Here is a 25,349-nt window from a genome sequence, read left to right as displayed (position 1 = left end):
CTCCTGATGAAGGTCGCGGTGATCGGCGCGCCGGGAAGGATGGGCTCGGCCACATGCCGGGCGGTCGAAGCCGATCCCGACCTCCAGCTCGTAGCGCGTATCGGTCGGGCTGATGACGTGGGCGCGGTCGCGGGTTCGGGGGCGGACGTTGCCGTCGAGTTCACCAACGCCGCCTCGGTGAAGCAGAACGTCCGGGCCTGCGTGGCTCAAGGCGTTCACGTCGTCGTGGGCGCGACCGGACTGAGCCAGGACGACCTGCGTGAGATCCGAGGCTCGGCCGAGGAGAGTGGCGCGAACGTGTTCGTCGCGCCGAACTTCGCGATCGGAGCCGTGTTGATGATGCGTTTCGCGGCCGCTTCGGCACCACACTTCGATTCGGCAGAGATCGTCGAGCGGCACCACCAGAACAAGCTCGACTCCCCTTCGGGGACGGCGCTCAGGACCGCGGATCTGATGAACGAGGCGCGCTCGGCGCCGTGGCGTCAGCCGCGTGAGGAACGGGAGACTCTCCCGGGCAGCCGGGGTGGGAACGTAGATGGGGTGAGGGTGCACTCACTGAGGATCCCGGGCTCGGTGGCGCACCAAGAGGTGGTCCTCGGCAGAGCGGGTGAGACGTTGACGATCCGGCACGACTCGCTCGACCTCTCTTCGTTCATGCCCGGGGTCGTGCTGGCGATAAAGAACGTCGCGTCCCTCGGCCCCCTGACGGTGGGCCTCGAACACCTCCTGGACCTGGGGTCGTGAAGAGGCCTTGGGGCCTCTTCCTGGTAGCGCTCGCGCTGACCGCGTGCGCCGGGCCGGACCCGAACCTGACCGAGTCGGGGAAGGGCAAGCCACGGGTCACCGTGGGCTTCCCCGAGACGGCGGAGCCGGGTCAGGTCGTGACGGCGGCCGTCCAAGTCTCGAATCCCGGACCGGGTGACATCGGCACGCTGGTCGTGTCATTCGCCCGAGTAGGCGACCCGAGCCTCCCCGAGCCCATCGTCGAACCGCGCCGCACCCTCACCCTGTCCGGCATCGAGGAGATCCGCCCCGAGCCCACGGGCCAGTCTGCGGCGGACGCAACCTTCACCTTCCCCGGCGTCGCGGCCGGAGCATCGACCACTATCGAGTTCGATCTGCGGACGCCGGATGCCGAAGGAACCTTCGGCAACTCGATCCAGGTCTATGACGGCGCAGAGATCGACCGGGCCGCGGGCGCCCGCATCCAAACCGAGGTGCGGTAACGCGCTGACCAGACCTCTGATTCAGGTACTCGGTCCACCACCCGAGGAACGGCGGCATTTTCCGCGTGGGATGCCATAGTTAGGCGTCACAGGATCATGGAGGTGAGGTAGATGGCACAGGCGGCGCGATTCGGAGAGGTGATCACCGCGATGGTGACGCCGTTCCACCCAGACGGTTCGCTGAACATCGAGGCGTCGCGACGACTGGCGCGGCATCTCACCGAGCACGGCTCCGACGGCCTGGTGGTTTGTGGGACCACGGGTGAGTCCCCGACGCTGTCGCATGACGAGAAGCTGGCGCTGTTCGAGGCGGTTGTCGACGAGGTCGGTTCCCGCGCCAGCGTGATCGCAGGAACCGGTACCTACAACACCGCGGAGTCGGTCGAGCTGACGAAGGAGGCCGGTGCGCTGGGGGTTGACGCCTGCCTCGCAGTCACGCCGTATTACTCGAAGCCGCCCCAGAGCGGCTTGCTGGCGCACTTCCGTGCGATCGCCGACGCCTCTGCCGTTCCGGTCATGGTCTACGACATCCCCGGTCGGACCTCGAAGCGGATCGAGCGTCCGACGATGGTCGAGCTCGCGCAGCACGACAACATCGTCGCCGACAAAGAAGCCGTCGGGGACGCGAGCGAGACCGCGAAGCTGCGCGCCGAGCTGGACGCGGCCGGCTGCCACGACTTCGAGATCTACTCGGGTGACGATCCGCTGCTGATGCCGCATCTGGCCGCGGGAGCCGTTGGGATCGTCTCGGTGTGCTCGCACCTGGTCGGGCCCCAGATAAAGCAGATCGTGTCCGCCTTCAACGACGGCAAGGTCGACGAGGCGAAGCGGATCTACCTCGAGCTGTTGCCGTTGATGCAGGTCATCATGGGCCTCACGAGCAGCCCGATCCCCGTCAAGGCGGCGGTGAACATGATCGGGATCGACGTGGGCGAGCCGCGTCTCCCGCTCGTGCCGGCGACGGCGCAGGAGTCCGCCACGATCAAAGCCTCCCTGGAGGGCGCGGGGCTCCTGTGAGCGGTGAAGGTCGGGCGGCCACGAGGGTCATCTTCCTCGGCGGCCTGGGCGAGATCGGCCGCAACATGATCGCGATCGAGACACCGAACGACATCCTGGTGATCGATGCAGGCCTGTCGTTCCCGAGTGAGGAGATGCTGGGGGTCGATCTCGTCCTCCCGGACTTCAGCTACGTGGCGGAACGGGCCGAGAAGTGCGTCGGAGTGGTGCTGACGCACGGGCACGAGGATCACGTGGGCGCGCTGTCGTGGTTCCTGCGAAGCATCGACGTCCCGGTGTACGGCACCGCTCTCACCCTCGGCATGGCGCGCAAGCGACTGGACGAGTCGGGCCAAGAAGCCCACATGATCGAGATAGCGGCACCTGGGACGCGGGAGATCGGCGACTTCCGATGCCGGTTCCTAGCGGTGTCGCACTCGATCCCCGACGCGATCTCCGTGGCCATCGATACCGTAGACGGAAGGATCCTCTACACCGGCGACTTCAAGCTGGACGAAGCCCCCATCGACGGCCGCGCCACCGACGTCGAGGGCTTCCGCGACCTCGGGTCTGAAGGGGTCGACCTGTTGTTGTCCGACTCCACGAACGCCGAGACACCCGGCCGGACTCCGTCAGAGTCGCTGGTCGGAAACGGTCTGCGCGACATCTTTTCGAGCGCGGGCGGTCGCATCATCGTGGCCTGCTTCGCCTCGAACCTCCACCGCATCCAACAGGTCTGCGAGGCGGCCGAGGCCACCGAGCGCCATGTTGCCTTCGTCGGTCGTTCGATGGTCAACAACGTCGAGGTGGGGCGGGAGCTGGGACACATCCGCGTCGGTCGCTCGACCGTTGTCGAGATCGACGACGTGGATCACCTGCCCCCCTCGAAAGTCGTCGTGGTCTGCACGGGCTCCCAGGGGGAGCCGTTCTCGGCACTGTCGCTGATCGCGTCCGGCGAGCACAAGTTCGTCGACATCGGATCCACCGATACCGTCATCCTGTCGGCCAGTCCCATCCCGGGCAACGAGTCGGCCGTCCACAGGGTGATCAACGGGCTGTACAAGGCGGGCGCCGACGTGTTCCACGCCGGCACGAGCCCCGTCCACGTATCGGGCCACGCCGCATCGGAGGAGCTGGCGGAGCTCCTGACGATCGTGAAGCCACGCTATTTCACACCCGTCCACGGCGAGTTCCGTCAGCTCGCGCTGCACCGGAAGATCGCGGAGGCCGTGGGCGTAGCGCCCGAAGTGATCAACATCGTCCAGGACGGAGACGTGTTGGAGCTGATCGAGGGACGTGTCCGGCGGGCCGAACCGGTGCGTGCAGGGATGGTGCTGGTCGATGGTCTCGGGGTCGGGGACGTGGGGCCCGTCGTGTTGCGGGATCGACGCGTGCTGGCGGGCGACGGGATCCTCGTTTGCGTGATCACGATCGACGCACAAGCGGGTGAGCTCATCGCGGGGCCGGATCTCATCAGTCGCGGGTTCGTCTTCGAAGAGGAATCGCGGGCCCTCCTCGATGAAGCCGCCGATCGCGTGGCCGACGCGCTCGACGCGCTCGAGGACGATCAAGCGACCGACTGGGCCGTCCTGAAGAAGACCTGTCGGCGCGCCCTCGGCGAGTTCGTGTGGCAGTCCACGCGACGTCGCCCGATGCTCCTGCCGATCGTCATCGAGGTGTAGCGGGACAACGTCTAGTAACAGCCCCCTACGCTGCGACCATGCGATCCGTGTATGCCACCCGCGGGAGCCGACGTAGGAGCCTCTTGATCGGGCTCGCCGCCGTAGTGCTCGTCGGTCTCGCTCTGTCTCAATCCTTCGTCCGGGGCTACCTGCAGAGCGTGGCCGGCCCGGCGAAACGGACCGCAGATCCCACGCCGGTGGTGCTCATCATCTTCGACGAGCTTCCGCTCGTGTCGATGCTGGACGAAGAGCGGGCGATCGACGACCAGATGTTTCCGGGCTTCGCACGGCTCGCCTCGAGGACGACCTGGTTCCGGAACGCGACGACGCTCGCGCCGCTAACCAGCGACGCGGTGCCGTCGATCCTGACCGGCCTCGACCCCGATCGTCTTTCTTTGCTGCTGGGCGGCCCCGTTCCCCAGAGCATCTTCACGCTGCTGGGGGACTCCCACGACATCCTGGCGTCCCGGGCGTTCCCGACCCTTTGCCACGTCGAGGTGTGCACGCCGACGCCACGGGTGGAGTCGTCGCTTCCCCCGCCGCTGGACGTCTTCGGGGCCGCCCCCAGAGGCGACTCGCTCGTCTACTTCCTGGACGAGATGGAGCGTGTAGACGGGCCGTGCCTGTGCGTTCTCCATCTCGTGATGCCGCACAGCCCGTGGAGGTATCTGCCTACAGGTCAGCTGTACCCTGGCACGCGGCCTCTCCCGGGGCACATCGAAACCCCGGGACCCGGCCGGAAGTGGCGCGACGACGAATGGCTCGTGCGGCTCTCGCATCACCGGCACATGCTGCAGGCGGTGTTCGCGGACCGGATCCTCGCGACCGTGGTCGACAGCCTCGAGCGGCACGGTCTGTTTCAAGAAGCCGTCGTTGCTGTGCTGGCAGACCACGGCATCGCCTTCACGCCGGAGTTTCCGAAGCGCGCCGCCACCCCGCTCACCGCGGGAGACGTCGCGCACGTCCCGCTGTTCGTGAAGATGCCGCATCAGCAGGACCCGGACGTCGTGGACGATCCGGTCGAGCTGATCGACGTCGTTCCGACGATCACCCGGGCGTTGCGCGTCAGCGGAGAGCTCGATCTCGACGGGATCGACCTCTTCGACCCGGTCGGGGGGCGCAACCGTCGCATGGGACCGGTCGAGCTGGATCCGGGAGGTGCCGATCTGGAGCGCGCTCTGGAGCGCAAGCTAGAGAAGTTCTCGTCGGTGAAGCGGTGGCAGGACCTCTTCTCGCTGGCTCCCTCGGGAACAGAGGGATTCTTGGGGCAGATCGTCGAGGAGGTCGTCGTCGATTCGGACACCACGGCGTCCGTCGTGGACCTTGCCGATCTCGAGAAAGCGTCGGCGCGCGACCGCCTCCTCCCCGCGCTGGTCAAGGGACAGCTCTCCGGTGGAGGTGCGGCCGCGACCGAGCTGCTCGCGTTGGCGGTGGACGGTCGCGTTGCTGCGGTGACGCGGTCCTACGTCGGTGACGACGGGGAGCGGCGCTTCTACGCGATGGTCCCACCTTGGGTGCTGCGGCGCCCGCCTCACACTGTGGACGTCTTGCGCATAGAGCCGGATGGGGCGCTGACCAGGCTGTCGCTAACGCCGGGCTGAGGCGATCTCCCGCCAAAGGCTGTTATTCCTGTGGCGTATTGTTACAGTTGTGGCCTGATGGGTACCCGCGCGCGCCGCAAACCACCCCCGAAGAAGAGAATGCGCTCCTCGGCTTCGGCTCGGACGGCTCGCTCGACCCGGCCCCAGGCGCGGGCGCCGCAGAAGAGGCCGCGTCGACGGCCCGCGAAGCGCAAGCAGCCATCGCGCGTCCTCGGCGCGGCTCGCTGGGGAGCGACGCGAGCGCGGAGCGCACCGCCGGAGGCATGGGGCGGCGCCGTCGCATTCGGCGGCCTGATCGCGGCCCTGGGGGTCTACGCCGAGGGGGCGGGACCCCTGGGCACCGCGATCGACTACCTGGCGCGCTTGATGGTCGGGCGCGTCGTGTTCTTCGTGCCGCTCCTGATGATCGTGTTGGCTGCCCTCATCATCATGCCGCGCCTGCGCGAGCACGCGGCCCGCGTCTTCGTCGGCATGGGGATCTGCACGCTCGCGCTCGCCGGCCTGGTCCATCTTGCCAAGCGCAACCGCAGCATCTCGGCTCCTCTGGAGAGGTTGCAGAACATCGGCGGCATCTTCGGTGCGCTGATAGCACGCCCGGTCTCCGATGTCATCGGAGTGTGGGGGGCGTCGCTGCTGATGGTGCTGCTGCTGGGCGTGGGCGTGATGGTCATCACCAGGACCCCGGTACGAAGGGTGGCTGGATGGGTTGCAACCGCGGCCTCGGCGACGTGGGCATTCGTGAAGGGGCTCGCGGATCGGATAGATGACCACGAGGAAGACGAGGACGAAGATGACCCGGACGCCGAAGCCGTCTTCGAAGATGACGATTTCGCCGACGCCGAGGAAGAGGACCCGGGCGACGGGGACGCGGAGCCCGTCGCGACCGTCGCCCCCGAGCGCGCGCAGCAGCTCGCGATGCCGGTCGGAAGCTCGCGCGCCTACAAGCTGCCTCCTCTCGAGCTCCTGTCACGAGGCGGAGCCAAAGAGATCTCCGCCCGGTCGATAGAGGAGACCATCGCGACGCTCGAGCAGACGCTGGAGCAGTTCTCGGTGGATGCGTCGGTAACCGGTTACACCGCGGGGCCGACGGTGACGCGGTTCGAGATCGAGTTGGGGGCGGGGGTGAAGGTCAACCGCGTCCTGTCGCTGTCGAACGAGATCAAGTACGCGCTGGCATCCGGTGAGCTGCGTTTCCTGGCACCCATCCCGGGCAAGAGCGCGATCGGCATCGAGGTGCCGAACCGGACGCGCAACCTGGTGACGCTGGGCGACGTCCTGTCGTCGAAGGAGGCGAAGAACGACAAGCATCCGCTGGCGGTGGCGCTCGGCCAGGACATCTCCGGCGAGACCGTCTTGGCGAACATCACGGAGATGCCCCACGTGCTGCTCGCGGGCGCGACGAACTCCGGCAAGTCCTCGTGCATGAACTCGATGATCACGTCTGTCCTGATGCGCGCGCGACCTGACCAGGTCCGCCTGATCTTGATCGACCCGAAGCGCGTCGAGCTGACGCACTTCTCCGGCGTTCCGCATCTGCTGACGCCCGTGGTGACCGTGCCCAAGAAGGCTGCCTCGGCTCTCAACTGGGTTGTCAAGGAGATGGAGATGCGTTACGAGACGCTCGCGCATTCCGGGATGCGCAACCTGGAGTTCTACAACGAGGCCGTCGCGCAGGGGACGGTCGTGAAACGGACCGATGACGACGCCGATCCGGAACAGCTCCCTTACATCTTGGTCGTCGTCGATGAGCTATCGGATCTCATGATGGTGGCGCCGCGAGACGTCGAGAACGCGATCTGCCGGATCGCGCAGATGGCCCGCGCGGTCGGCATCCATCTGATCATCGCGACCCAGCGACCCTCCGTGGACGTCGTCACGGGTGTGATCAAGGCCAACATCCCCTCGCGCATGGCTTTCTCCGTGGCCTCACAACAGGACTCCCGGGTGATCCTGGACCAGGGAGGGGCCGACAAGCTGATAGGACACGGTGACATGCTCTACCTGCACGCGAACTCGTCTAAGCCGCGACGCATCCAGGGCTCTTGGGTGAACGAGAAGGAGGTCGCGGCCGTCGTCGGTCATGCGCGGCGTCAGGGAGAGCCGCACTACCTCGAAGGAGTCACGGCCGACGAGCCTGGAAGCGCGGGCGCGACCGGTGCGGGTGGCGGAGGTGACGACGAGTTGCTCCAAGAAGCGCTCGAGCTGGTGGTTCGGTCGCAGCTCGGATCGACCTCGATGTTGCAGCGCAAACTCCAGGTCGGCTTCGCGCGCGCGGGGCGGCTGATGGACCTGCTGGAGCAACGGGGCGTCGTGGGGCCGTCGCAGGGATCGAAGCCGCGCGACGTTCTCATGACTGCCGAGGAGCTGGAGGCGCGCCCGGTCTGAGCTTTCGCGGGCACAGCGCTTCCTATAATGGAAGACACCGAGACTTCCCCACGCGCCAACGAGCATCGGACAACCGTGACCGAACCCCCTGCAACGATCGGGAGCTACCTCAGCTCCGCACGACGGATACGCCGAGTCAGCATCGACAGAGCCGCCGAGGAGACGCGCATCCGGCGCGAGTACCTCATGCGGATCGAGTCTGACGATCTCGACTTCCTTGCACCTGCCTACGTGCGTGGGTTCTTGAAGACCTACGCCCGATTCCTGCGCGTCGCGCCCGACCCGTTGCTGGAGGAGTTCGACCGGCTCTATGGCGGCCGCGTCGACACGTCGCAGATAGCGGCGCTCGAACGTCACGGGACCCACAGCCCCCCACCTCGCCGGCGCCTAGCAAGCAGTTGGACGGTGGCGGCTGTCATCGCGGCGACTTGCTTGGTCATGCTGGGCGTGGTCGGTCTTGTCGCGGGTGAGGAGCCCGATCGTTCGCGCGTCGGCGCGCGAACGGGTGCCACGCCCTCTCCCTCCGTCGAGGCGACGCCGTCACCTACGGATAGCGGTAGCGATAGTGAGGCCGTGGTGTTCGACGACGGGATCAAGCTGCGCGTGGTCGCGCGCGAGCCGTGCTGGACCTTGGTGGCGGCGGATGGCGGACCGCCGACCACGCAGACGATCGCGGCCGGGGACTCGATGACGTTCACCGCCCGGGACGAGCTCTTCATCCGGCTCGGTTATCCGGGCGCCGTCGAACTTGTTCTGAACGGACAGAGCATCGGGTCACCCGGGGGGGCCGAGCCCGTCAACCTGACGTTCCCGGACGACGTCGAGTCGCTGTTGTGAGGGGTCGCTGATGTCGCGGATCGGGGTTGTCACCCTCGGGTGCGCGAAGAACGCGATCGATTCCGAGGGGCTTGGGGGGATGCTGGCCGCGGCCGGTCACGACGTCTCGGAACAGGTCGACGGCGCGGATGTCGTGCTGGTCAACACGTGCGGTTTCATCGATCCGGCGCGGCGCGAGACCGTCGAGGAGATCCTCGATCTCGGCGACCTCAAGCGCTCGGGTGATCTGAAGGCGCTCGTGGTGACGGGCTGCCTCGTGGCGCGCTCCGCGGGCGAGCTGGAGGAATCACTGCCCGAGGTCGATGCCCTCGTCGATTTCGCCGCTTACCCCCGCATAGCGGAGATCGTCGCGCGCGCCGCCGAAGGGTCGCTCGATCGCAAGGTCTACGGAGACCCCGGCACCCGCTTCGACCCCGCCTGGTGGGATGCCACCCTCGAGGCGAACCCGCGGATCCGGTTCGGCCGGGCTCCGTGGGCTTATCTGAAGATCGCCGAGGGATGTGACCGGGGCTGCACCTTCTGCGCGATCCCGCTGATGCGCGGGAAGTTCCGCTCCCGTTCGTTCGATGTCATCGAGGCGGAGGCGAGGCATCTGGCCGCGCAGGGGATCAGCGAGCTCTCGCTCGTGAGCCAGGACTCGGTCATGTGGGGTCGCGACGCCGCAGACGGCGATCTGGTCTCCCTGCTGGCGCGACTGCACGGGATCGACGGGCTCGAGAGGTTGCGGCTCATGTACCTGCACCCGCAGGGGGTGACCGACGAGTTGATCGACACGATGCTCGGTTTGGAGAAGGTGGTCTCTTACTTCGATCTCTCCTTGCAGCACGTGGCTCCCGCGGTCTTGCGCGGGATGGGCCGGTGGGGGGGCCGGGCCCGCTTCGAAAAGATGATCGACCGGATCAGGTCGCAGGACCCCTCGGCCGCCGTCCGCGCGACTTTCATCCTGGGATTCCCCGGGGAGACCGAGGAGGATGCCGATCAGGTGGAGTCGTTCGTCGAGGACGCCGGGCTCGACTGGGTCGGCACCTTTACTTACTCGCCCGAGGTCGGCACGCGCGGCTTCGACATGACCGACACGGTGCCGGAGGCGGTCGCGAGGCACCGGACGGAACGTGTGGCTGTCGCTGCGGATCGCGCGATGGAGCGGCGCGCCGGATCCTTCGTCGGAACCACGCTCCGTGTTCTCGCGGAACGCCTCGAGGTCGGCTCGCACACATGGAGCGGACGGTCTCACCGCGAGGCACCCGAGGTCGACGGCGAGATCCGCTTCCACTCCGATACACCGCTGCAGGTCGGCGACTACATCGACGTGTCCATCGTCGCGACGGATGGTGCTGACCTCATCGGCGAGCACGTGGGGAAGCAGCACCCGGCGTAATCTCTCGGGCGTGAACCTGCCCAACGCGATCACGATCGCCCGGATCGCGTTGGTCCCTCTGTTCTTGGTGGTCGCTTACAGCCGATCCCGTGGGGGAGCCCTGGCGGCGTTCGTCGTGTTCCTGGTCGCGTCGCTGTCCGACCTCCTGGATGGCTACCTCGCGCGGAGGTCGTCGATCGTGACCCGGACGGGAGAGTTCCTCGATCCGTTGGCCGACAAGCTACTGGTGGGCGCGGCCCTTGTGGCTCTCGTCGCCACCCGGGGGTTCCCGTTGTGGGCCGCATCGGTCATCGCCGCGAGAGAGGTGACGATCCAGCTGCTCCGCACGCGGATCGTGAAGGCAGGGGGCACCTTGCCCGCGAGCCGCTTCGCGAAGGTCAAGACCCTTCTGCAGATCTGCATGGTGTCGTGGTGGCTGCTTCCGTGGGGCGAGATCTCGGTGGTGCACTGGGTATGGCTGGGCGCCACGCTCGTCGCCACGGTGCTGTCGGGGGCCGAGTACTTCGCCCGTCGCCCGCGGCGAGAGGTCGCAGTTGAACGCTGAGATCGTCGGCATCGGCACCGAGCTGCTTCTCGGGCAGATCGCGAACACGAACGCGCAGTACATCTCCGACGCGCTGGCGCGGATCGGTGTCGACGTCTACTTCCACGTCGTGGTCGGCGACAACCACGGCCGGATCTGCGACACCTTGCGCACGGCGCTGGGACGGTCGGACGTGGTGATCGTGACCGGCGGCCTGGGCCCAACTCCTGACGACATCACCCGAGAGGCCGTTGCCGAGGTGACCGGAAGACCTCTGGTTCGCGACCTTCGTCTGGTCTCGCTCGTCGAGTCGATCTTCCAGAAGCTTGGCCGCGATATGCCCGAGGCCAACCTGAGGCAGGCGGACCTGCCGGAAGGGGCTGCCCCGATCGAGCCCGAGGGGACCGCTCCCGGCTTCCGGGTCGAGCACGACCGATCCTTGCTGTTCGCCCTGCCGGGCGTCCCGTGGGAGATGAAGGCGATGCTCACGAAGACGGTCCTACCGGAGCTCACCGAGCGTGCTGGGAGCGGGACGATCGCCACCAGGGAGGTCATCGTCGTCGGGCTCGGCGAGTCGCGCACGCACGAGTTGATCGCGGATCTGGTGGACTCACAGACGAACCCGACGATCGCCTACCGCGCCGCGTCGGGAGCGGTCCGAGTGAGGCTTACTGCGAAGGCCGCCGATGATTCCACCGCGGTTGGGCTGATGCGGCCGGTCGAAGACGACATCCGTGCCCGCCTCGGCGTGCACGCTCTGCCGCCGGACGCAGCCTCTCTCGGCGAAGCGATCGGGGTGATGCTGCGGGAACGGGGAGCTACGGTTGCCGGCGCCGAGTCGCTCACCGGCGGATGGCTGGGCGCCGAGCTGATGGCCACGTCCGGAGCGGGGGACTACTTCCTGGGTTCGGTCGTCTGTTACTCGAACGAGGCGAAGCGCGATCTGGCAGGTGTCCCGGAGGCGATCTTGGCCGGTCCCGGCGCGGTCAGCGAAGAAGCCGCGGCCGCGTTGGCGCAGGGAGCGGCGCAGCGCTTCGGGGCAGACCTGGGTTTGGCCGCGACCGGCGTGGCAGGTCCCTCGGAGCAAGAGGGCAAGCCCGTTGGAACCCTCTTTGTCGCCGCCACCTTCGGCGGTCGGACCGAGGTGCGCCACGTCCAGGCGTACGGCGACCGCGATCACATCCGGGCGTTCGCGGTCACCTCGGCTCTCGACCTGGGCCGCCGTCTGCTCCAGGAGCAGTGACCTCGTCGAACCTGCGGCTGTTCCTCGCCGCTCCTGTTCCCGAAGAACAGCTGGCGTGGGTCGAGGAACAGGTCGAGCCGCTGCGCGCTTTGTGGCCCGGCGCCCGCTGGACACCACGCCCCAACCAGCACGTGACATTGAAGTTTCTGGGCTCGACCGCGCCCGAGCTTCTCGACGAACTGACGGCGGCGTGCGCGGAGGTCGCGGCCGCGCACTCGCCGGCGGCTTTGGTGCTCTCAGGCCTCGGCGCCTTCCCAAGCTCCCGGCGGGCCCGTGTCCTGTGGGTTGGGATCGAGGACCCCGCGGCGGTGCTCGGGTCGTTGGCAGGGGCGTTGGATTCGGCGCTAGGGCCACTGGGGTTCGCATCGGAGACTCGCCGCTTCACCGCCCACCTGACCCTCGCCCGGTTCAAGACACCGCAGCGCCTGGACCCGCTCCCCTCCGTTGCCCCCGCGCCGGGCGAGTTCACGCTCAGCGCGTTCGACCTGTGGCGCAGCCACCTGTCGCCCCGGGGCGCCACCTACGAGCGACTGGAGCGGTTCCGCCTCCTTCGTACCGCTCCGTAGCGGGTCAACAGCAAGCCGCTAAAAGTTTTCCGGTTTTTTCCTCAGATTGGGAGGAGTCTTCACTCGCCCGGCGAAATGTAGTCACACGACCACAGAGAGTGATCAACGATAGGAGGAAGCAGATGTCCAAGAAATTCTCGCTTTACGGAGTGTTCGCCGCCATCTTCGCGCTGTGTCTGATGGTGGCGTCGCCTGCGCTCGCCCACCACGACCCCGAGCACGAGCAGGGCGGCGGCAGTGAGCAGACGGCGTCGGAGAACGCCTCTGAGGACCGCGGCCCGGGCGGCAGCGGCGGCGGAAGCAAGGGCAACGGCGGCTCTTCGGAAACCGAGTCAGATCACGACGGTGACGCCGACTCGGATTCCGACACCCAGTACACCGAGGACAACGACACCAATGACGGCCGCACACCCAACAACGTCGAGGACGACGGCGACAACGAGCACCCCTCGGGCAGGGACCGTTCGGTCGAGGAAGGTGGATCGGGTAACCAGGGCAACGCCGAGTCCGACCCCGACGACGACGGCCGCGGCCCCGACCGCTCCAACGGTGGCCCCGACAAGCCGAACGGCTCCGGCGGCGTGGACGAGGCCGATCAGGACGGCAACAACGGCTGTGGCAACGACGACGACTTCGAAGACGACAACGAGGGCCTCTGTGGCGGCCCGGATCGCACCAAGCCCAACACGATCACGAAGACCTGCCCCGACGGCTCGCAGATGCCGGCCAACGGCAAGTGCGACAAGGTCAAGGGCATCGTCGTGATCACACCGGGCAAGCCCTGTGACGCAGACGCTACGATGCCCGGGATCCAGGAGTGCAACACGCCCCCGGTCGTCGGACCGAACGTCGAGGTGAACCCTGCTTGCCCCGCCGGCACCGTGATGGACGCCAGCGGCAACTGCCTCGAGGTCAACCCGGCGACGCCGGCCGAGGTGCTGGGTGTCCGTCTCAGCAAGGCACCTGCGGTTGCTGCAGCGGTGCAGCCTGCGGTCGCAGCGCAGGGCGGAGCGGTTCTGCCCTTCACCGGAGGCGACGTGCTGGTCTTCCTGGCGGCGGCCTTCGGGCTGATCCTCGCCGGGCTGGTCGCCACCAAGATCCGCCGCAGCGAGTCGTAACGAACCACCTCACCTAGAGGACCAGAGGGGGCCGGATATCCGGCCCCCTCTGGTCGTCCCGGGATATCCATCCCGCCGGCCACGTAGCATCGCCCGATGCTGGCGCGCGTCCTGCACACTCCGCGGCTTCGCCTGGAGGCGGTAACGCCCGAGCACGCCGAAGGCCTCTGGAACGCCATCGAGCGCTCCCTCCCGGAGCTCCGCCGCTTCATGGCCTGGGCCCCCAGCGCCTCGCTGGAGAACAGCCGTGTCTTCACCCAGATGATGGCGCGTCGGTGGGAGGAGGTCTCGGAGTGGACCTTCGTGATCGTCCATGATGGCGAAGCCGCGGGAACTATCTCGCTGAGCGGCTACCAGTCGCTGTTTGCTCTGGCGGAGATCGGCTACTGGTTGCGTTCCGATCTGTCCGGTCGGGGCCTCATGACGGAGGCCGCTCGGGCGGTGTCCGACTTCGGGTTCGACGAGATCGGTCTGCACCGGATCGAGCTCCGCGCGGCGGTCGACAACGCTGGCAGCATCCGGATCGCCGAGAAGCTGGGCTTTGCCCGCGAGGGTCTGCTCCGCGAGGCGAGCTGGTCAGAGCGCGGCTACCTCGATCTCTACATCTACGGGCTCTTGGCGGAGGAGAGGCCGGCGCTGTAGCCGCGGTGGCTTCCCGGCCCGCACGAGCTTATGCTTACAAGCCGGTAAGTACGGCTCTGTAACTTGCGGCTAAATCCGCAGGTTCGAACGTACGTTCGATTACTGTCACACCCTCTGCATACGGTGGTCCCAACCGAAACCGAGCCCCAGTCGGTGGGCTGAGCTAAGGAGGACGCAGGTGGCTATCAGGGACCGAAGCGGTGTGAGCGACACGAGCCGAGACCTCAAGGGCCGCGACTCGGCGCTCGACGCGGCTCTTGCTCAGATCGAGAAGCAGCACGGCAAGGGCTCGATCATGCGGTTGGGTGAAGACGGGCCGCTGCGAGACATCGAGGTCGTCTCCACCGGCTCGCTGGCTCTCGATCTCGCTCTCGGCGTCGGCGGCATCCCGCGGGGCCGGATCGTCGAGATCTACGGACCCGAGGGGAGCGGAAAGACGACGGTGTCCCTGCACGTGATCGCGGAGGCCCAGAAAGCCGGCGGATTGGTCGCTTTCATCGACGCGGAGCACGCGTTGGACCCGGCCTACGCCAAGGCTCTGGGTGTGGACATAGACAACCTTCTCTGCTCGCAGCCCGACACGGGCGAGCAAGCCCTCGAGATCGCCGACACGCTCGTGCGGTCGGGTGCGATGTCCGTCATCGTCATCGACTCGGTTGCGGCGCTGGTGCCACGGGCGGAGATCGAGGGAGAGATGGGCGACAGCCACGTCGGTCTTCAAGCGCGTCTGATGAGCCAGGCGCTGCGCAAGCTCGCCGGAAACGTGAACCGCTCCAACACGATCCTCGTCTTCATCAACCAGATCCGCGAAAAGATCGGCGTGATGTTCGGCTCGCCCGAGACCACCTCCGGCGGCCGCGCGCTGAAGTTCTACTCCTCGGTCCGCATGGATGTGCGTCGGATCGACTCTTTGAAGGACGGTGGCGAGGTCGTCGGCTCGCGCGTGCGGGTCAAGATCGTCAAGAACAAGGTCAGCGCACCGTTCAAGAAGGCCGAGTTCGACATCCAGTACGGCTTCGGGATCTCGAAGGAGGGAAGCCTCCTGGATGTCGCGATCGACGAGGGCATCGTGCGCAAGTCCGGAGCCTGGTTCATCTACGGCGACGATCAGTTGGGACAGGGGCGAGAGAACGCCAAGACCTTCCTCGCCGAGAACCCCGATATCGCGACGGAGATCGAGCTCAAGATCAAAGAGAAGCTGGGCCTGATCGGACGGGACGACGCCGACCTGGCCGCACCGGACGCCGAGACCGCCTGAGTCAGATGGCTTCCGAGCCGAACCTCTTCCTCGTCGACGATACGTTCGCCGACGAGCTGAAGGAGGCGATGGAACGCGCGGGCAGGCTCCTTTCGGTGCGCGCCAGAACGGTCGACGAGATCCGGGACCGTCTGCGGCAGGCGGGGTTCGACGGAGCCGTGGTCGAGCAGACCACCACCCGCCTGTCCGAGCTCGGCCTCCTCAACGATCTGGAGTTCGCCCACGAGTGGGTTCGCCAGCGGGCGCTTTCTAAGAACCTCGGCCCCCGCGCCCTGAAGGCGGAGCTGTCGGCGAAGGGGGTGCCTCGAGAGGTGGCCGAGGACGCCCTGGCGCGCGCTTGCCTGGACGAGGAGGCTCTCGCCCGGGAGGCGGCGTCCCGGTGGGTGCGAAAGGTGGCGGCCCGGCCGCTCCCCGAGCAGGCTTTCAAGCTCCAGCAGATGCTGCTCCGGAAGGGCTTCTCTCTCGAGGCGGCGGAGGCGGGGACGAAGGCGGTCCTTCCGCCGGAGGGGTGGGACTGACCTCCGGTAGGTCGCGAAAGAAGTGGCTATGTGCCCTCGCCGGGCGTACCATAGGAGCCAGAGAGAAACACCTAAACAAGCACCTCAAACGGTACGCACGAGCTAAAGCGAGCGAATCCTGACAACGTCGTTGCCCACATCTAGACCGAACAACACGCGCCCTCGCATGCCGCTGCAGAGCATGCCGAGGAGGAGGCGCATCTCGATCTAGCGGCTGCGATAGCCGTACCAACTCGTTCCTCGTCGTACCGGGGCCGGCCCGGCTCTTCGCCGCGCCGGGTCAGTGGAGCCGGGAAAGGAGCGAGAGATGGAGATCGTCATTGGTCTCATCCTCGGTCTTCTCGCGGGCAGTGGGGTTGGGTACGTCGTCCGGAAGTCCATGGCGGAGAAGGAAGTTTCCTCCGCCGAGAACCGTGCCAAGACGCTCGTCCAGGAAGCTCAGCGCGAGGCGGAGGCCGCCAAACGCGAGGCGCTGGTCGAGGCACGTGACGAGGCTTTCCGGCTGCGTTCGGAAGCGGAAGCCGACCTCAAGGCTCGTCGTGCGGAGATCGAGAAGAAAGAGGACCGCATCAGCCAGCGCGAGTCGGCTCTGGACGCGCGGGTGAATTCCCTGGACCGTAAGGAACAGGCGATGGAGGCTAGGGAGGCCGAGCTCCAGAAGGCTCGGCAAGAGCTGGATCGGGTCGCCGAGCGGGCGCGAGCCGAGCTGGAGCGCGTCGCCGGGATGACGGCGAACGACGCGAAGCAGGCGTTGATGGAGCAGGTCGAAGACGAGGCCAAGCGGGACGCGATGGTTATCGTCCGCGACATCGAGGCGCAGGCGCGTGAGGAGGCAGACAAGCGTGCCCGCAAGATCATCGCCATCGCGATGCAGCGGATCGCCTCAGATCTCACCACGGAGTCGACCGTGACGACGATCACGCTGCCGAACGACGACATGAAGGGCCGCATCATCGGGCGAGAAGGTCGCAACATCCGGGCGTTCGAGTCGGCGACGGGGACGAACCTCATCATCGACGACACCCCCGAGGCCGTGGTGCTGTCGTGCTTTGACCCGATCCGCCGCGAGATGGCCCGCCTCACGCTCGAGAAGCTGATCGGCGACGGGCGCATCCAGCCGGCTCGGATCGAAGACATCCACGAGAAGTCCCAGGCGGAGGTCGAGCGTGAGATCCGCGAGGGCGGCGAATGGGCCGTCCTCGAGACCGGCATCACCGACATGCACCCGGAGCTCGTGCGGGTCCTGGGCCGACTGAAGTTCCGTACCTCGTACGGCCAGAACGTGCTGCGACATGTCGTGGAAGCGGCCCACATCGCCGGGATGATCGCGGCCGAGCTCGGCACGGACGTTCACCTTGCGAAGCGCTGCACCTTGCTGCACGACATCGGCAAGGCGGTCACCCACGAGGTGGAGGGTTCTCACGCTCTCATCGGTGCCGAGATCGCGCGACGACTCAAGGAGTCGCCGGCGGTGTGCCACGCGATCGAGGCACACCACGGCGAGGTCGAGCAGCGAACGATCGAGGCGGTCATCACCCAGACCGCCGATGCCATCTCCGGGGCTCGTCCCGGCGCGCGGCGCGAGTCGATCGAGACCTACGTGAAGCGTCTCCAGCGGCTCGAGGAGATCGCGATGGAGTTCGATGGCGTCGACAAGGTCTACGCGATGCAGGCGGGTCGCGAGGTGCGCGTCATGGTGAAGCCGGGCGACGTCGACGACCTGCGGGCCGAGGTGATCGCACGCGACGTGGCCAAGAAGATCGAAGAGGAGCTGCAGTACCCGGGCCAGATCCGCATCACGGTGATCCGCGAGACGAGGTCGTCGGCCTACGCCAAGTAAAGGTTCTCAGCTGTCGGACCCGGCTCTCCCCCGGTAGTGGCCGACGTAAACCGCGGTCGCTCACTCGGGGCCGCGGTCGAGCCCTTTCTGGATCGCGTACCTCATGAGCTCGTAGCGTTTCCGGAGCTGCAGCTTCGTCAGGATGTTTTGGACGTGGTTCTGCACCGTCTTGGTCGAGATGAAGAGCTTCTCGCCGATCTCCCTGTAGGTGTAGCCCTTCGCCACCAGCTTCAGGACGTCGTTCTCCCGCGGAGTGAGCTCTGGTGCACCCGCGCCCGCGGCGGCGTCGCCAGACGCGACCCGTCGGAACTCGGCGAGCACCAGGCCCGCGAGCGACGGCGTGAAGACAGGTTCTCCCGAGTGGATGCGACGCACCGCCTCCACGAGCTCGGTGGACGTGGAGCTCTTCAAGACGTAGCCGGCCGCTCCGGCCTTCACCGCCTCCAGGACGTCTTCCTCCTCGGCCGAGGCCGACAGCACCAGGACCTTGACGTGGGGAGCGTCGGCCACGATGCGTCTCGTCGCCTCGACTCCCGAGACCGTCGGGAGCTGAAGGTCCATCAGGACCAGGTCGGGCATCGAGCTCAGAGCCACCTCGATCCCTTCGCCTCCATCCGAGGCCTCACCCACGACCTCCGCGGCGCCGGAGGCCTCGAGGTCCGCTCGCACTCCGTCTCGCCACACGGGGTGATCGTCGACCAGAACCACCCTGATGCCCTCCGTCACGACGGCTGCTCTTCGGGGATCCGGAACTCGATCTCCGTACCCTCACCGGGCGCGGTCGTCACGGTCATCCGGCCCCCGAGCTCCTCGGCCCTGCCTTTCATGCTCTTCAGCATCCCCGCCTTTCGCTCGCGTCGCAGGCGATCCTCGTCGTAAACGAATCCGATCCCGTCGTCTCGCACCGTCACCACGACCTCGCCTTCATCGCGCTCCGCGAACACGGTCGCTGTCTCCGTCGAAGCATGCCGCGCCACGTTCTCCAGAGCCTGACGGATCGCGGCGGCGGTCTCTGCGGCGGACGCCGCCTCCAGCCACACCGGGCCGACCGAGCTCACCGCCACCTCCAGGTCCGAGACCTCCCGGGCGACCTCCTCCAGCAGCTCTCTCAGGGAGGCTCTTCCCGACGGCGCGTCCTGGGGCTCCCGCAGGATCAAGGCTCGCAGCTCGACCTCCTGTCGCGCCGCCACCTGCGCGAGCTGCGCGACCTCGTCCGGCGACACCGGCTCTCGCTCCGCGAGCTCGCGTCCCCTCTTGTGCACGAACGCCAGTGCCTGCAGGACCGAGTCGTGGATGTGGCGCGCCAGCTTCTCGCGCTCGGCGAGACGAGCTGCGCGCTCTCGCTCCCGGATCAGCTTCTCTGAGGCCGCGGCCACCGCTTCCGCCGACCGCACCAAGACGCGCGACACGATCCCTATGGCAACGCCGGCGACGATGTAGTTCAGAACGGCGCCGAGCATGTTCTGGATCTGCTGCGCGTCTAGCTCATCGATAGGTACGGCGTTCAAGGGACGGGACGCGATGTGGGCCGCCCCCAGGATGCCTCCGGCGAGCAGGCCGCCACGCACGTCACGGGAGGCGCCCCAGAACAGGGCCGCGCTGAGCGGGTAGCCGGTCGCGAAGAACGGCCGGCCGGAGATCACCGCCTCCTCCTCGACAACCAGGCCAGACGCCAGCACCAGCCATGCGCACAAGATCAGGTCGAACCACAGCGCGGGCGAGGTCCACCTGTGTCTGGTCGCGGTCAGCCACGTCGTCCAAGCCGCGGCCGCACCGATCGACGCCCATGCGACGGCCGGCAGCCTGAAGTCCTCGGATGACGAGATGGCGAGGGTGATCATCCACGCCAGCCACACCCAGCGGAAGACGAGGATGCCGCCGGCGAGCGTGCGCCGATAGCGATCCGCGTCCGCCTCGGCCCCCAGAACCTCGACCACCTCGGTCGCGTCCGTGCCATCGCGTCTCGACATCTCTCCAGGTTCGCATGCCAACGCACCGTGGTGACGGCGCCGGCGTTGCCGAAAGTACCCAGACGAAGATGAGCACGTCCGGAACCCGATCTGGGCGATCTCTCGTCTACCGCGTTCTCCGCCTCCTTTCGACAATGAAATTCACACCTCGAAAGGAGAATCCGATGGCAGTTGCAGCGAACCCCGCCCGCGCTTCCGTGGCCGATATGGCGGCAGCCACCCCTTCCTCGCGGGACAGGTACGTCGACTTCCTGCGTGCTCTCAGCATCGCCGTCGTCGTCCTCGGTCACTGGCTGATGGCGATCGTGTACTTCACCGATGGCCGCGTCTCCGGAGCGAACGCACTGGAGGTGATCCCGGGCATCTGGATCCTCACCTGGGTGCTTCAGGTCATGCCCATCTTCTTCTTCGTCGGGGGGTTCTCGAACCTCGTCTCGATCCGCGCCGCGTACCTCAAGGGACAGAGCAGGAGGGAGTTCATCCGCTCCCGCGTGGACCGCCTCATGCGACCGACGCTGGTGTTCATCTCGACGTGGCTCGTTGTGGCCCTCGTGCTCGAGCGTGTCTTCGCGCTAGGTCCTGCCGTCGCCCATGCGACCGCGCTGATAGCGAAGCCGGTTTGGTTCCTGGCCGTCTACATGCTGGTCGTCGCTCTCGGACCGTTCATGCTGTCCTTGCACGAGCGGTTCGGGACCCGCGTTCCCGCTGCGATGGTCGTCGGGACCGTCAGCGTCGATGTCCTGCGCATCGGCGCCGGCCTCGAGCTGCTGGGTTACCTCAACTTCGCGTTCGTCTGGCTGTTCGCCCACCAGCTCGGTTTCTTCTACGCCGATGGAACCCTGACGAAGCTGTCGCGACGCTCCCTCGTCACCTGCGCGGCGGCTGCGCTCAGCGTGCTCGTCGTCCTGACGAACATCTCCGTCTACTCGCGCAGCATGGTGGGTGTGACGGGAGACGGGATCTCCAACAACGACCCACCCAGCGTCTGTCTGATCGCTCTCACGGTGTGGCTCGTCTCGCTCGCGATGCTCGCCCGGGACAAGGTGACGGTCTGGTTGCAGGGGCAACGCCCGTGGTCCGGCGTGATCGCGGCGAACGGCGTGATCATGACGGTGTTCCTGTGGCACCTCACCGCACTGTTGCTAGCGGTCGTCGTGGCCTACCCGCTCGGCTTCCCGCAGTACGAGGGCGGCACCGCGGCGTGGTGGATCAGCAGACCGCTGTGGCTCGCTGTGCTGACCGCCTTCCTCGTTCCCCTGGTCATGCTGTTCTCCCGCTACGAACGCCCGCGGGACACCGCCTCCCTGCACAGCGACCCTCCGCCCCCGGCCGCGACCGTCGTCGGGGTTGCGCTGCTCGTGCTCGGGATGGCCGGGTTCGCGCAGGGAGGTTTCGCCGGGATGGTCGGCCCCACCGGCACGAACCTTGGATTGTTCGAAGCCAATCCGTTGCTCAGCGCGTTCCACCTGGTGATCGGGGTTGGCCTGATGCGCTCGGGATCCCGCGCGACCGTCGCTTGTTGCAGCGCTGCGCTCGTCGGCCTCGCGGTTCTGGAGTCGGTCCCGATGGCGCCGCGGCTGTTGGAGATCGTTCCGGTCACGCCCGGCAACGTGGCCCTGCATCTCTTGTCGGGTCTCGCTCTCAGCCTCTTCGTCCCCGACCGTCCTGCACGTCCTGCACGTCCTGCACGTCCTGCACGTCGTGACCGTCCTGCACGTCGTGTCCGTCCTGCACGTAAGGAAGAAGAAAGGAGCGTTCGATGAACGAAGCCAAGGAACGGCCGAATGGTTCGGCCGCAGATGTACCCGCACTCCCGCTGTTCGGGCCGAGCATCGAAGACAGCGTGGTCGGCACCTGGTTCGCTCGCATAGGTGTCCTGGCGCTGCTGATCGGCGCCGCGTTCGGCTATCGCTACGCGGTCGACCAGGGTTTGATCGGACCGGCCGCGCGCGTGGCTCTTGGGGCGTTGACCGGCTTCGCCCTCGTAGGGCTGGGCCACTGGGCAAGGTCGCGGCAGTGGTTCAACTTCGCCCACGCGATCAGCGGCGGGGGCGTCGCGATCCTGTACCTGTCCGTGCTCGCCGCGCAGTTCCGGTTCGACCTCATCTCGCCGGCTCTCGCCCTGACACTGCTGAGCGGGGTCGCGCTGCTGAGCGCGTGGCTCGCGCTGGGATACGACTCGCTGCCGCTGGCGATACTCGCAACCCTCGGCGCGTTCATGAACCCGTTCTTCCTCGCAGCCGATGACCCCACCGGCGCGATGTCGTACGTGGTCGGTGTCGACCTCGCCGTGGTCGGCCTCGCGTTCCACCGTTCGTGGCCCAGCTTGAACAAGCTCGCCCTGGCCGGAACCGTGCTCATCGTGATGCTCGTCGCGAACGACGTCTCGGGAGCGATCGAGGGCCTGGGCTTCACGACCGTCCTGTGGGTGCTCTTCTCGGTGATCCCGTTCGTCCAGGTCCTGCGCGACCGCCAGACGATCGGTCCGGTCGACGCAGGGCTGGTGGTGTCGGTGGCGTTCCTGTTCCTGGCCGCAGGCATCTACTTCCTCGAGGACTCGGGGCCGGTGGCGGTCGGGCTGTTCTCGCTCGCGACCGGAGCCGGCTATGCAGCTATGGCAGGCCTCGCATACGCGGATGCTCGGACGCGACCGGTCCTCTCCGGGGTCTTGGGCGCGCTTGCCGTCGGCTTCGTCACGCTCGCCGCGCCGTTGATGGTCGACGGGCCGACCGTTCACCTGATCTGGGCTATAGAAGGCGCGGTCCTGCTTTACGTTGCCGGCGCGGTCGATCATGTCGGTGCCCGCCTCGCGGCGGGAGCGCTGGTCCTCGCCGGCGTGGTCGGCACGGTTGACGTGCTGTCGGACTACGCGCCGGAGCGACTGTTCTTCACGCCGGCGGGCGCGTCGATCGCTTTGCAGATCGTCGTCCTCTACGCCAGCGCCTGGGTGGCTGCCAAGGGAGCTATGCACGAGGAGCTACGGGTGTGGGTGGTGCGCGGCCTGCTCGTGCTCGCGAACCTGCTGACGCTCGCGTGGCTGTCGGCCGAGGCGCGGGCGGCGATCCACCGGTCGCCCGAGTTCGCAATGACGACCTATCCGACGACGCAGTTCGTGTTGTCGGGGCTGTGGGCCGGATACTCCGCAGGTCTGATAGCGGTGGGGGTGTGGCTCCGGCAGCGGTGGGCACGTTACCTCGGCCTCGCTACCTTCGCCCTGACGCTGATCAAGATGGTGACGGTCGACCTGTGGCAGCTAGAGACGCTCCAGCGGACGATGGCGTTCGTGGGGCTGGGCGTGCTGATGATCGCCTGCTCGTTCCTCTACAACCGCTTCAGAGACATCATCGCCGGCACCGAGACCTAGCTCTCGCGACGCGCCGCGCACTGCGCCCGCCCGAATCCGCGGCGGGCGCAGGCGCGAGAGGCGGCGGCGCGCGGCGGTCAGTCGCGGGGGTGCTGGCCTCGCCCCAGCCATACCCACGCGCCCGGGTCCGGCGCGTAGTCGTAGCAGCCACCGCTGTCGAAGGTGCATCCGCCGGTGCGTCCGGCGTAGGAGGAAGATGCCGACCAGTAGTAGCCGCGTCTCCAGTCGATCAGGCGCCGGCGGAAGCTGACCTTCACCGAGTGATCGTTGGGTCGTGTGAGCCGGACCCGGCGGGTCTTGCTCTCGTCGTCCAACAACTCCGCCCGTAGCCGGCCACCCGCGTAGGACACGATGATGAAGTGGTCCGCGATCGCGTCGCGGTCCACATCCAGCGACAGCGAGATCCTCCCGTACCGCCGGCCCTCTCGGTAACCGAGGTCCGACGCTTCGAAGGCCTCGTAGGTGGTGACCTTGTGCGACAGCCACCTGCTGCCACCGGGGTTCCTGTACCGCTTCCCTTGAACCTCGGCGATGTCGAGCCCGCCCGGGCTGTCGTCACGGTCGCCGACGGCGGGCGCCGCCGACGCGGTGGTGCCGGACACTGAAACGAGTGCTGCGAGAACCACTCCCAGGGCCTTTTGTCGTCGCATCTGCACTTCGCACCTCCGTTCGTTTCGCCCGCTCGACGCGATGTCAACGCTCCGCTGGCGTCAACGGTTGCCTGGGTGCGCGCGGTTTTTCGGCTCCAGCGGCGGATACTCTCGCGCTCATGCACGGCGAAGGACGTACCTACTTCATCACCACCTACGGGTGCCAGATGAACGAGCACGACTCGGAACGGATGGCCGGGATGCTGGAGGCCGAGGGCTACGTCAAGGCCCACGCGCCGGACGAGGCCGACGTCGTGCTGTTCAACACCTGTTGCATCCGCGAGAAGGCCGACACGCGGCTGTACGGCAACCTCGGTCACGTCAAGGCGATCAAGGACCGGCGCCCGGACATGCGTATCGTCGTCGGTGGCTGCCTCGCGCAGAAGGACAAGACGATCATCCAGCAGCGGGCTCCGTACGTGGACGTCGTGCTCGGGACGCATAACCTCGGCAGCCTGCCGCGGCTCCTGAACGAGTCCCTCGAGGGGCCGGCGTTCGAGATCCTCGAACAGACGGAGACCTTTCCGTCCGCGCTTCCGGCGCGACGAAACTCTCCGTGGCACGCCTGGGTCTCGATCTCGATCGGCTGCAACAACTCGTGCACCTTCTGCATCGTCCCGGCGGTGCGCGGGGTGGAGGTCTCGCGCCGGATGGGCGACATCGTCGCCGAGGTGGAAGCTCTGGTGGCCGACGGCGTCGTCGAGGTCACCCTTCTGGGCCAGAACGTGAACTCGTACGGGCGAGACCTCGACGGCACGCCGATGTTCTCGAAGCTCCTCCGTGCGCTCGATGGGGTGGATGGGTTGGAGCGCGTTCGCTTCACCAGCCCGCACCCGAAGGACTTCCGCGCCGATTCGGTGGCCGCGATGGCGGAGTGCCGCGTGGTGTGCGAGCACATCCATCTGCCGGTGCAGGCGGGGTCGGATCGTGTGCTCAAGAGGATGAAGAGGGCGTACACCCGAGACCGGTACATGGACAAGATCCGGATGATCCGCGGCGCGGTGCCAGACATCGCGATCACGACCGACATCATCGTCGCCTTCCCCGGCGAGACCGAGGAGGACTTCCAAGAGACGCTCTCGCTGGTCGCGGCGGTTCGCTACGACGGCGCCTACACGTTCCAATACTCGCCGCGGCCGATGACCGAGGCTGCGGAGATGGACGGACACCTTCCGAAGGAGGTGGTCCAGGAGCGTTACGACCGCCTGGTCGATCTTCAGGAGCGCATCTCGTACGAGCGCAACCTCGCGACGGTGGGGAAGCTCGAGGAGCTGATCGTGGAAGGCGTATCGAAGAAGGACGCGTCGAAGCTGACGGGTAGGACGCGCTCGAACAAGCTCGTGCACTTCGAGGGTTCGGATCTTCGTGAGGGGTCGATGTGCCGGGTGCAGATCGTCGGCGCTCACCCGCATCACCTCGAGGGGAGGCTCGTCGAGGCGTCGCCGCGGCGGGCGCCGAGGACGCGGCCGCTCAGCTTGCCGCTGGTCACGGCCGGAGCCGGTTGCAGCGCCTGTTGAGCCCCGCTTCGCGCACAACCGCGCGCGTTCGCCTG

The 25,349-nt window shown here is 67.1% G+C and carries 22 protein-coding genes; 19 read left to right on the top strand and 3 right to left on the bottom strand.

Annotated features, from left to right (window positions below):
* The first annotated feature begins 6 nt into the window (after positions 1–6).
* The 16 genes from dapB (at position 7) to rny (ending at position 17,813) form a co-directional block, all read left to right on the top strand.
* Entirely contained in the window at positions 7–744 is a 738-nt protein-coding gene (gene dapB / locus M3N53_00590; GenBank protein MDP9066830.1) for a 4-hydroxy-tetrahydrodipicolinate reductase, read from the top strand.
* Entirely contained in the window at positions 741–1,226 is a 486-nt protein-coding gene (locus tag M3N53_00585) for a hypothetical protein (protein MDP9066829.1), read from the top strand. Before dapB ends, M3N53_00585 begins: the two co-directional genes overlap by 4 nt.
* 111 nt (positions 1,227–1,337) lie before the next feature.
* The gene (gene dapA / locus M3N53_00580; protein ID MDP9066828.1) at positions 1,338–2,243 is read left to right on the top strand and encodes a 4-hydroxy-tetrahydrodipicolinate synthase; all 906 of its coding nucleotides are present in this window, start codon (positions 1,338–1,340) and stop codon (positions 2,241–2,243) included.
* Complete coding sequence (locus M3N53_00575) at positions 2,240–3,904, top strand: ribonuclease J (GenBank protein ID MDP9066827.1); 1,665 nt, start codon at positions 2,240–2,242, stop codon at positions 3,902–3,904. Before dapA ends, M3N53_00575 begins: the two co-directional genes overlap by 4 nt.
* A 38-nt stretch (positions 3,905–3,942) precedes the next feature.
* Positions 3,943–5,505 carry a sulfatase-like hydrolase/transferase gene (locus M3N53_00570; GenBank protein MDP9066826.1) on the top strand — a complete coding sequence of 521 codons (1,563 nt, stop codon included), beginning with the start codon at positions 3,943–3,945 and terminating at the stop codon, positions 5,503–5,505.
* Positions 5,506–5,604: 99 nt separating this feature from the next.
* Positions 5,605–7,890: a DNA translocase FtsK gene (locus M3N53_00565; GenBank protein MDP9066825.1), complete on the top strand. Its 2,286-nt coding sequence runs from the start codon at positions 5,605–5,607 to the stop codon at positions 7,888–7,890.
* Positions 7,891–7,965: 75 nt separating this feature from the next.
* Positions 7,966–8,727 (top strand): DUF4115 domain-containing protein, encoded by a 762-nt coding sequence (locus M3N53_00560; GenBank protein ID MDP9066824.1) that lies wholly within the window; start codon positions 7,966–7,968, stop codon positions 8,725–8,727.
* Between the two features lie 10 nt (positions 8,728–8,737).
* A complete protein-coding gene (rimO, locus tag M3N53_00555) occupies positions 8,738–10,105 on the top strand; it encodes a 30S ribosomal protein S12 methylthiotransferase RimO (protein MDP9066823.1) in 1,368 nt (455 codons plus the stop codon).
* Between the two features lie 10 nt (positions 10,106–10,115).
* Complete coding sequence (pgsA, locus tag M3N53_00550) at positions 10,116–10,649, top strand: CDP-diacylglycerol--glycerol-3-phosphate 3-phosphatidyltransferase (GenBank protein MDP9066822.1); 534 nt, start codon at positions 10,116–10,118, stop codon at positions 10,647–10,649.
* A complete protein-coding gene (locus M3N53_00545) occupies positions 10,639–11,871 on the top strand; it encodes a competence/damage-inducible protein A (protein ID MDP9066821.1) in 1,233 nt (410 codons plus the stop codon). Before pgsA ends, M3N53_00545 begins: the two co-directional genes overlap by 11 nt.
* On the top strand, positions 11,868–12,437 hold the full coding sequence (gene thpR / locus M3N53_00540) for an RNA 2',3'-cyclic phosphodiesterase (GenBank protein MDP9066820.1): 570 nt from the start codon (positions 11,868–11,870) through the stop codon (positions 12,435–12,437). The genes M3N53_00545 and thpR overlap by 4 nt, the downstream gene beginning before the upstream one ends.
* 122 nt (positions 12,438–12,559) lie before the next feature.
* The gene (locus tag M3N53_00535) at positions 12,560–13,555 is read left to right on the top strand and encodes a hypothetical protein (protein MDP9066819.1); all 996 of its coding nucleotides are present in this window, start codon (positions 12,560–12,562) and stop codon (positions 13,553–13,555) included.
* A 96-nt stretch (positions 13,556–13,651) separates the two neighbouring features.
* Positions 13,652–14,197: a GNAT family N-acetyltransferase gene (locus tag M3N53_00530; GenBank protein MDP9066818.1), complete on the top strand. Its 546-nt coding sequence runs from the start codon at positions 13,652–13,654 to the stop codon at positions 14,195–14,197.
* Between the two features lie 202 nt (positions 14,198–14,399).
* On the top strand, positions 14,400–15,455 hold the full coding sequence (recA, locus tag M3N53_00525; GenBank protein ID MDP9066817.1) for a recombinase RecA: 1,056 nt from the start codon (positions 14,400–14,402) through the stop codon (positions 15,453–15,455).
* 5 nt (positions 15,456–15,460) lie between these two features.
* Positions 15,461–15,973, top strand: a complete 513-nt coding sequence (locus M3N53_00520; GenBank protein MDP9066816.1) for a recombination regulator RecX — start codon at positions 15,461–15,463, stop codon at positions 15,971–15,973.
* Positions 15,974–16,280: 307 nt separating this feature from the next.
* Entirely contained in the window at positions 16,281–17,813 is a 1,533-nt protein-coding gene (rny, locus tag M3N53_00515; GenBank protein ID MDP9066815.1) for a ribonuclease Y, read from the top strand.
* Positions 17,814–17,873: 60 nt separating this feature from the next.
* Here rny and M3N53_00510 read toward each other — a convergent pair whose 3' ends face one another.
* Both M3N53_00510 and M3N53_00505 read right to left on the bottom strand, forming a co-directional pair.
* The gene (locus tag M3N53_00510) at positions 17,874–18,539 is read right to left on the bottom strand and encodes a response regulator transcription factor (protein MDP9066814.1); all 666 of its coding nucleotides are present in this window, start codon (positions 18,537–18,539) and stop codon (positions 17,874–17,876) included.
* Entirely contained in the window at positions 18,536–19,783 is a 1,248-nt protein-coding gene (locus M3N53_00505; GenBank protein ID MDP9066813.1) for a hypothetical protein, read from the bottom strand. The genes M3N53_00510 and M3N53_00505 overlap by 4 nt, the downstream gene beginning before the upstream one ends.
* A 164-nt stretch (positions 19,784–19,947) precedes the next feature.
* On the opposite strand from M3N53_00505, the gene M3N53_00500 reads away from it, so the two are divergent.
* Positions 19,948–21,546 carry an acyltransferase family protein gene (locus M3N53_00500; GenBank protein ID MDP9066812.1) on the top strand — a complete coding sequence of 533 codons (1,599 nt, stop codon included), beginning with the start codon at positions 19,948–19,950 and terminating at the stop codon, positions 21,544–21,546.
* Positions 21,543–23,147 (top strand): DUF2339 domain-containing protein, encoded by a 1,605-nt coding sequence (locus M3N53_00495; GenBank protein MDP9066811.1) that lies wholly within the window; start codon positions 21,543–21,545, stop codon positions 23,145–23,147. The genes M3N53_00500 and M3N53_00495 overlap by 4 nt, the downstream gene beginning before the upstream one ends.
* A gap of 77 nt (positions 23,148–23,224) precedes the next feature.
* Here M3N53_00495 and M3N53_00490 read toward each other — a convergent pair whose 3' ends face one another.
* Positions 23,225–23,797 carry a hypothetical protein gene (locus tag M3N53_00490; protein MDP9066810.1) on the bottom strand — a complete coding sequence of 191 codons (573 nt, stop codon included), beginning with the start codon at positions 23,795–23,797 and terminating at the stop codon, positions 23,225–23,227.
* Between the two features lie 119 nt (positions 23,798–23,916).
* Here M3N53_00490 and miaB point away from each other — a divergent pair, with 119 nt between their 5' ends.
* On the top strand, positions 23,917–25,314 hold the full coding sequence (miaB, locus tag M3N53_00485) for a tRNA (N6-isopentenyl adenosine(37)-C2)-methylthiotransferase MiaB (protein ID MDP9066809.1): 1,398 nt from the start codon (positions 23,917–23,919) through the stop codon (positions 25,312–25,314).
* Positions 25,315–25,349: the final 35 nt, after the last annotated feature.

The sequence above is a fragment of the Actinomycetota bacterium genome (assembly GCA_030776625.1).
Lineage (GTDB): Bacteria > Actinomycetota > CADDZG01 > CADDZG01 > WHSQ01 > MB1-2.
Note: the sequence above shows the minus strand (reverse complement) of the source record. Positions and strands in the feature narration are given on the sequence as shown.

What these genes read in the sequence shown, in the direction of transcription:
- dapB (MDP9066830.1), top strand. Translation starts at nt 7, where the DNA reads ATGAAGGTCGCGGTGATCGGCGCGCCGGGAAGGATGGGCTCGGCCACA.
- dapA (MDP9066828.1), top strand. Translation starts at nt 1,338, where the DNA reads ATGGCACAGGCGGCGCGATTCGGAGAGGTGATCACCGCGATGGTGACG.
- M3N53_00570 (MDP9066826.1), top strand. Translation starts at nt 3,943, where the DNA reads ATGCGATCCGTGTATGCCACCCGCGGGAGCCGACGTAGGAGCCTCTTG.
- M3N53_00565 (MDP9066825.1), top strand. Translation starts at nt 5,605, where the DNA reads ATGCGCTCCTCGGCTTCGGCTCGGACGGCTCGCTCGACCCGGCCCCAG.
- rimO (MDP9066823.1), top strand. Translation starts at nt 8,738, where the DNA reads ATGTCGCGGATCGGGGTTGTCACCCTCGGGTGCGCGAAGAACGCGATC.
- M3N53_00535 (MDP9066819.1), top strand. Translation starts at nt 12,560, where the DNA reads ATGTCCAAGAAATTCTCGCTTTACGGAGTGTTCGCCGCCATCTTCGCG.
- M3N53_00530 (MDP9066818.1), top strand. Translation starts at nt 13,652, where the DNA reads ATGCTGGCGCGCGTCCTGCACACTCCGCGGCTTCGCCTGGAGGCGGTA.
- M3N53_00520 (MDP9066816.1), top strand. Translation starts at nt 15,461, where the DNA reads ATGGCTTCCGAGCCGAACCTCTTCCTCGTCGACGATACGTTCGCCGAC.
- rny (MDP9066815.1), top strand. Translation starts at nt 16,281, where the DNA reads ATGGAGATCGTCATTGGTCTCATCCTCGGTCTTCTCGCGGGCAGTGGG.
- M3N53_00505 (MDP9066813.1), bottom strand. Translation starts at nt 19,783, where the DNA reads ATGTCGAGACGCGATGGCACGGACGCGACCGAGGTGGTCGAGGTTCTG.
- M3N53_00500 (MDP9066812.1), top strand. Translation starts at nt 19,948, where the DNA reads ATGGCAGTTGCAGCGAACCCCGCCCGCGCTTCCGTGGCCGATATGGCG.
- M3N53_00495 (MDP9066811.1), top strand. Translation starts at nt 21,543, where the DNA reads ATGAACGAAGCCAAGGAACGGCCGAATGGTTCGGCCGCAGATGTACCC.
- M3N53_00490 (MDP9066810.1), bottom strand. Translation starts at nt 23,797, where the DNA reads ATGCGACGACAAAAGGCCCTGGGAGTGGTTCTCGCAGCACTCGTTTCA.
- miaB (MDP9066809.1), top strand. Translation starts at nt 23,917, where the DNA reads ATGCACGGCGAAGGACGTACCTACTTCATCACCACCTACGGGTGCCAG.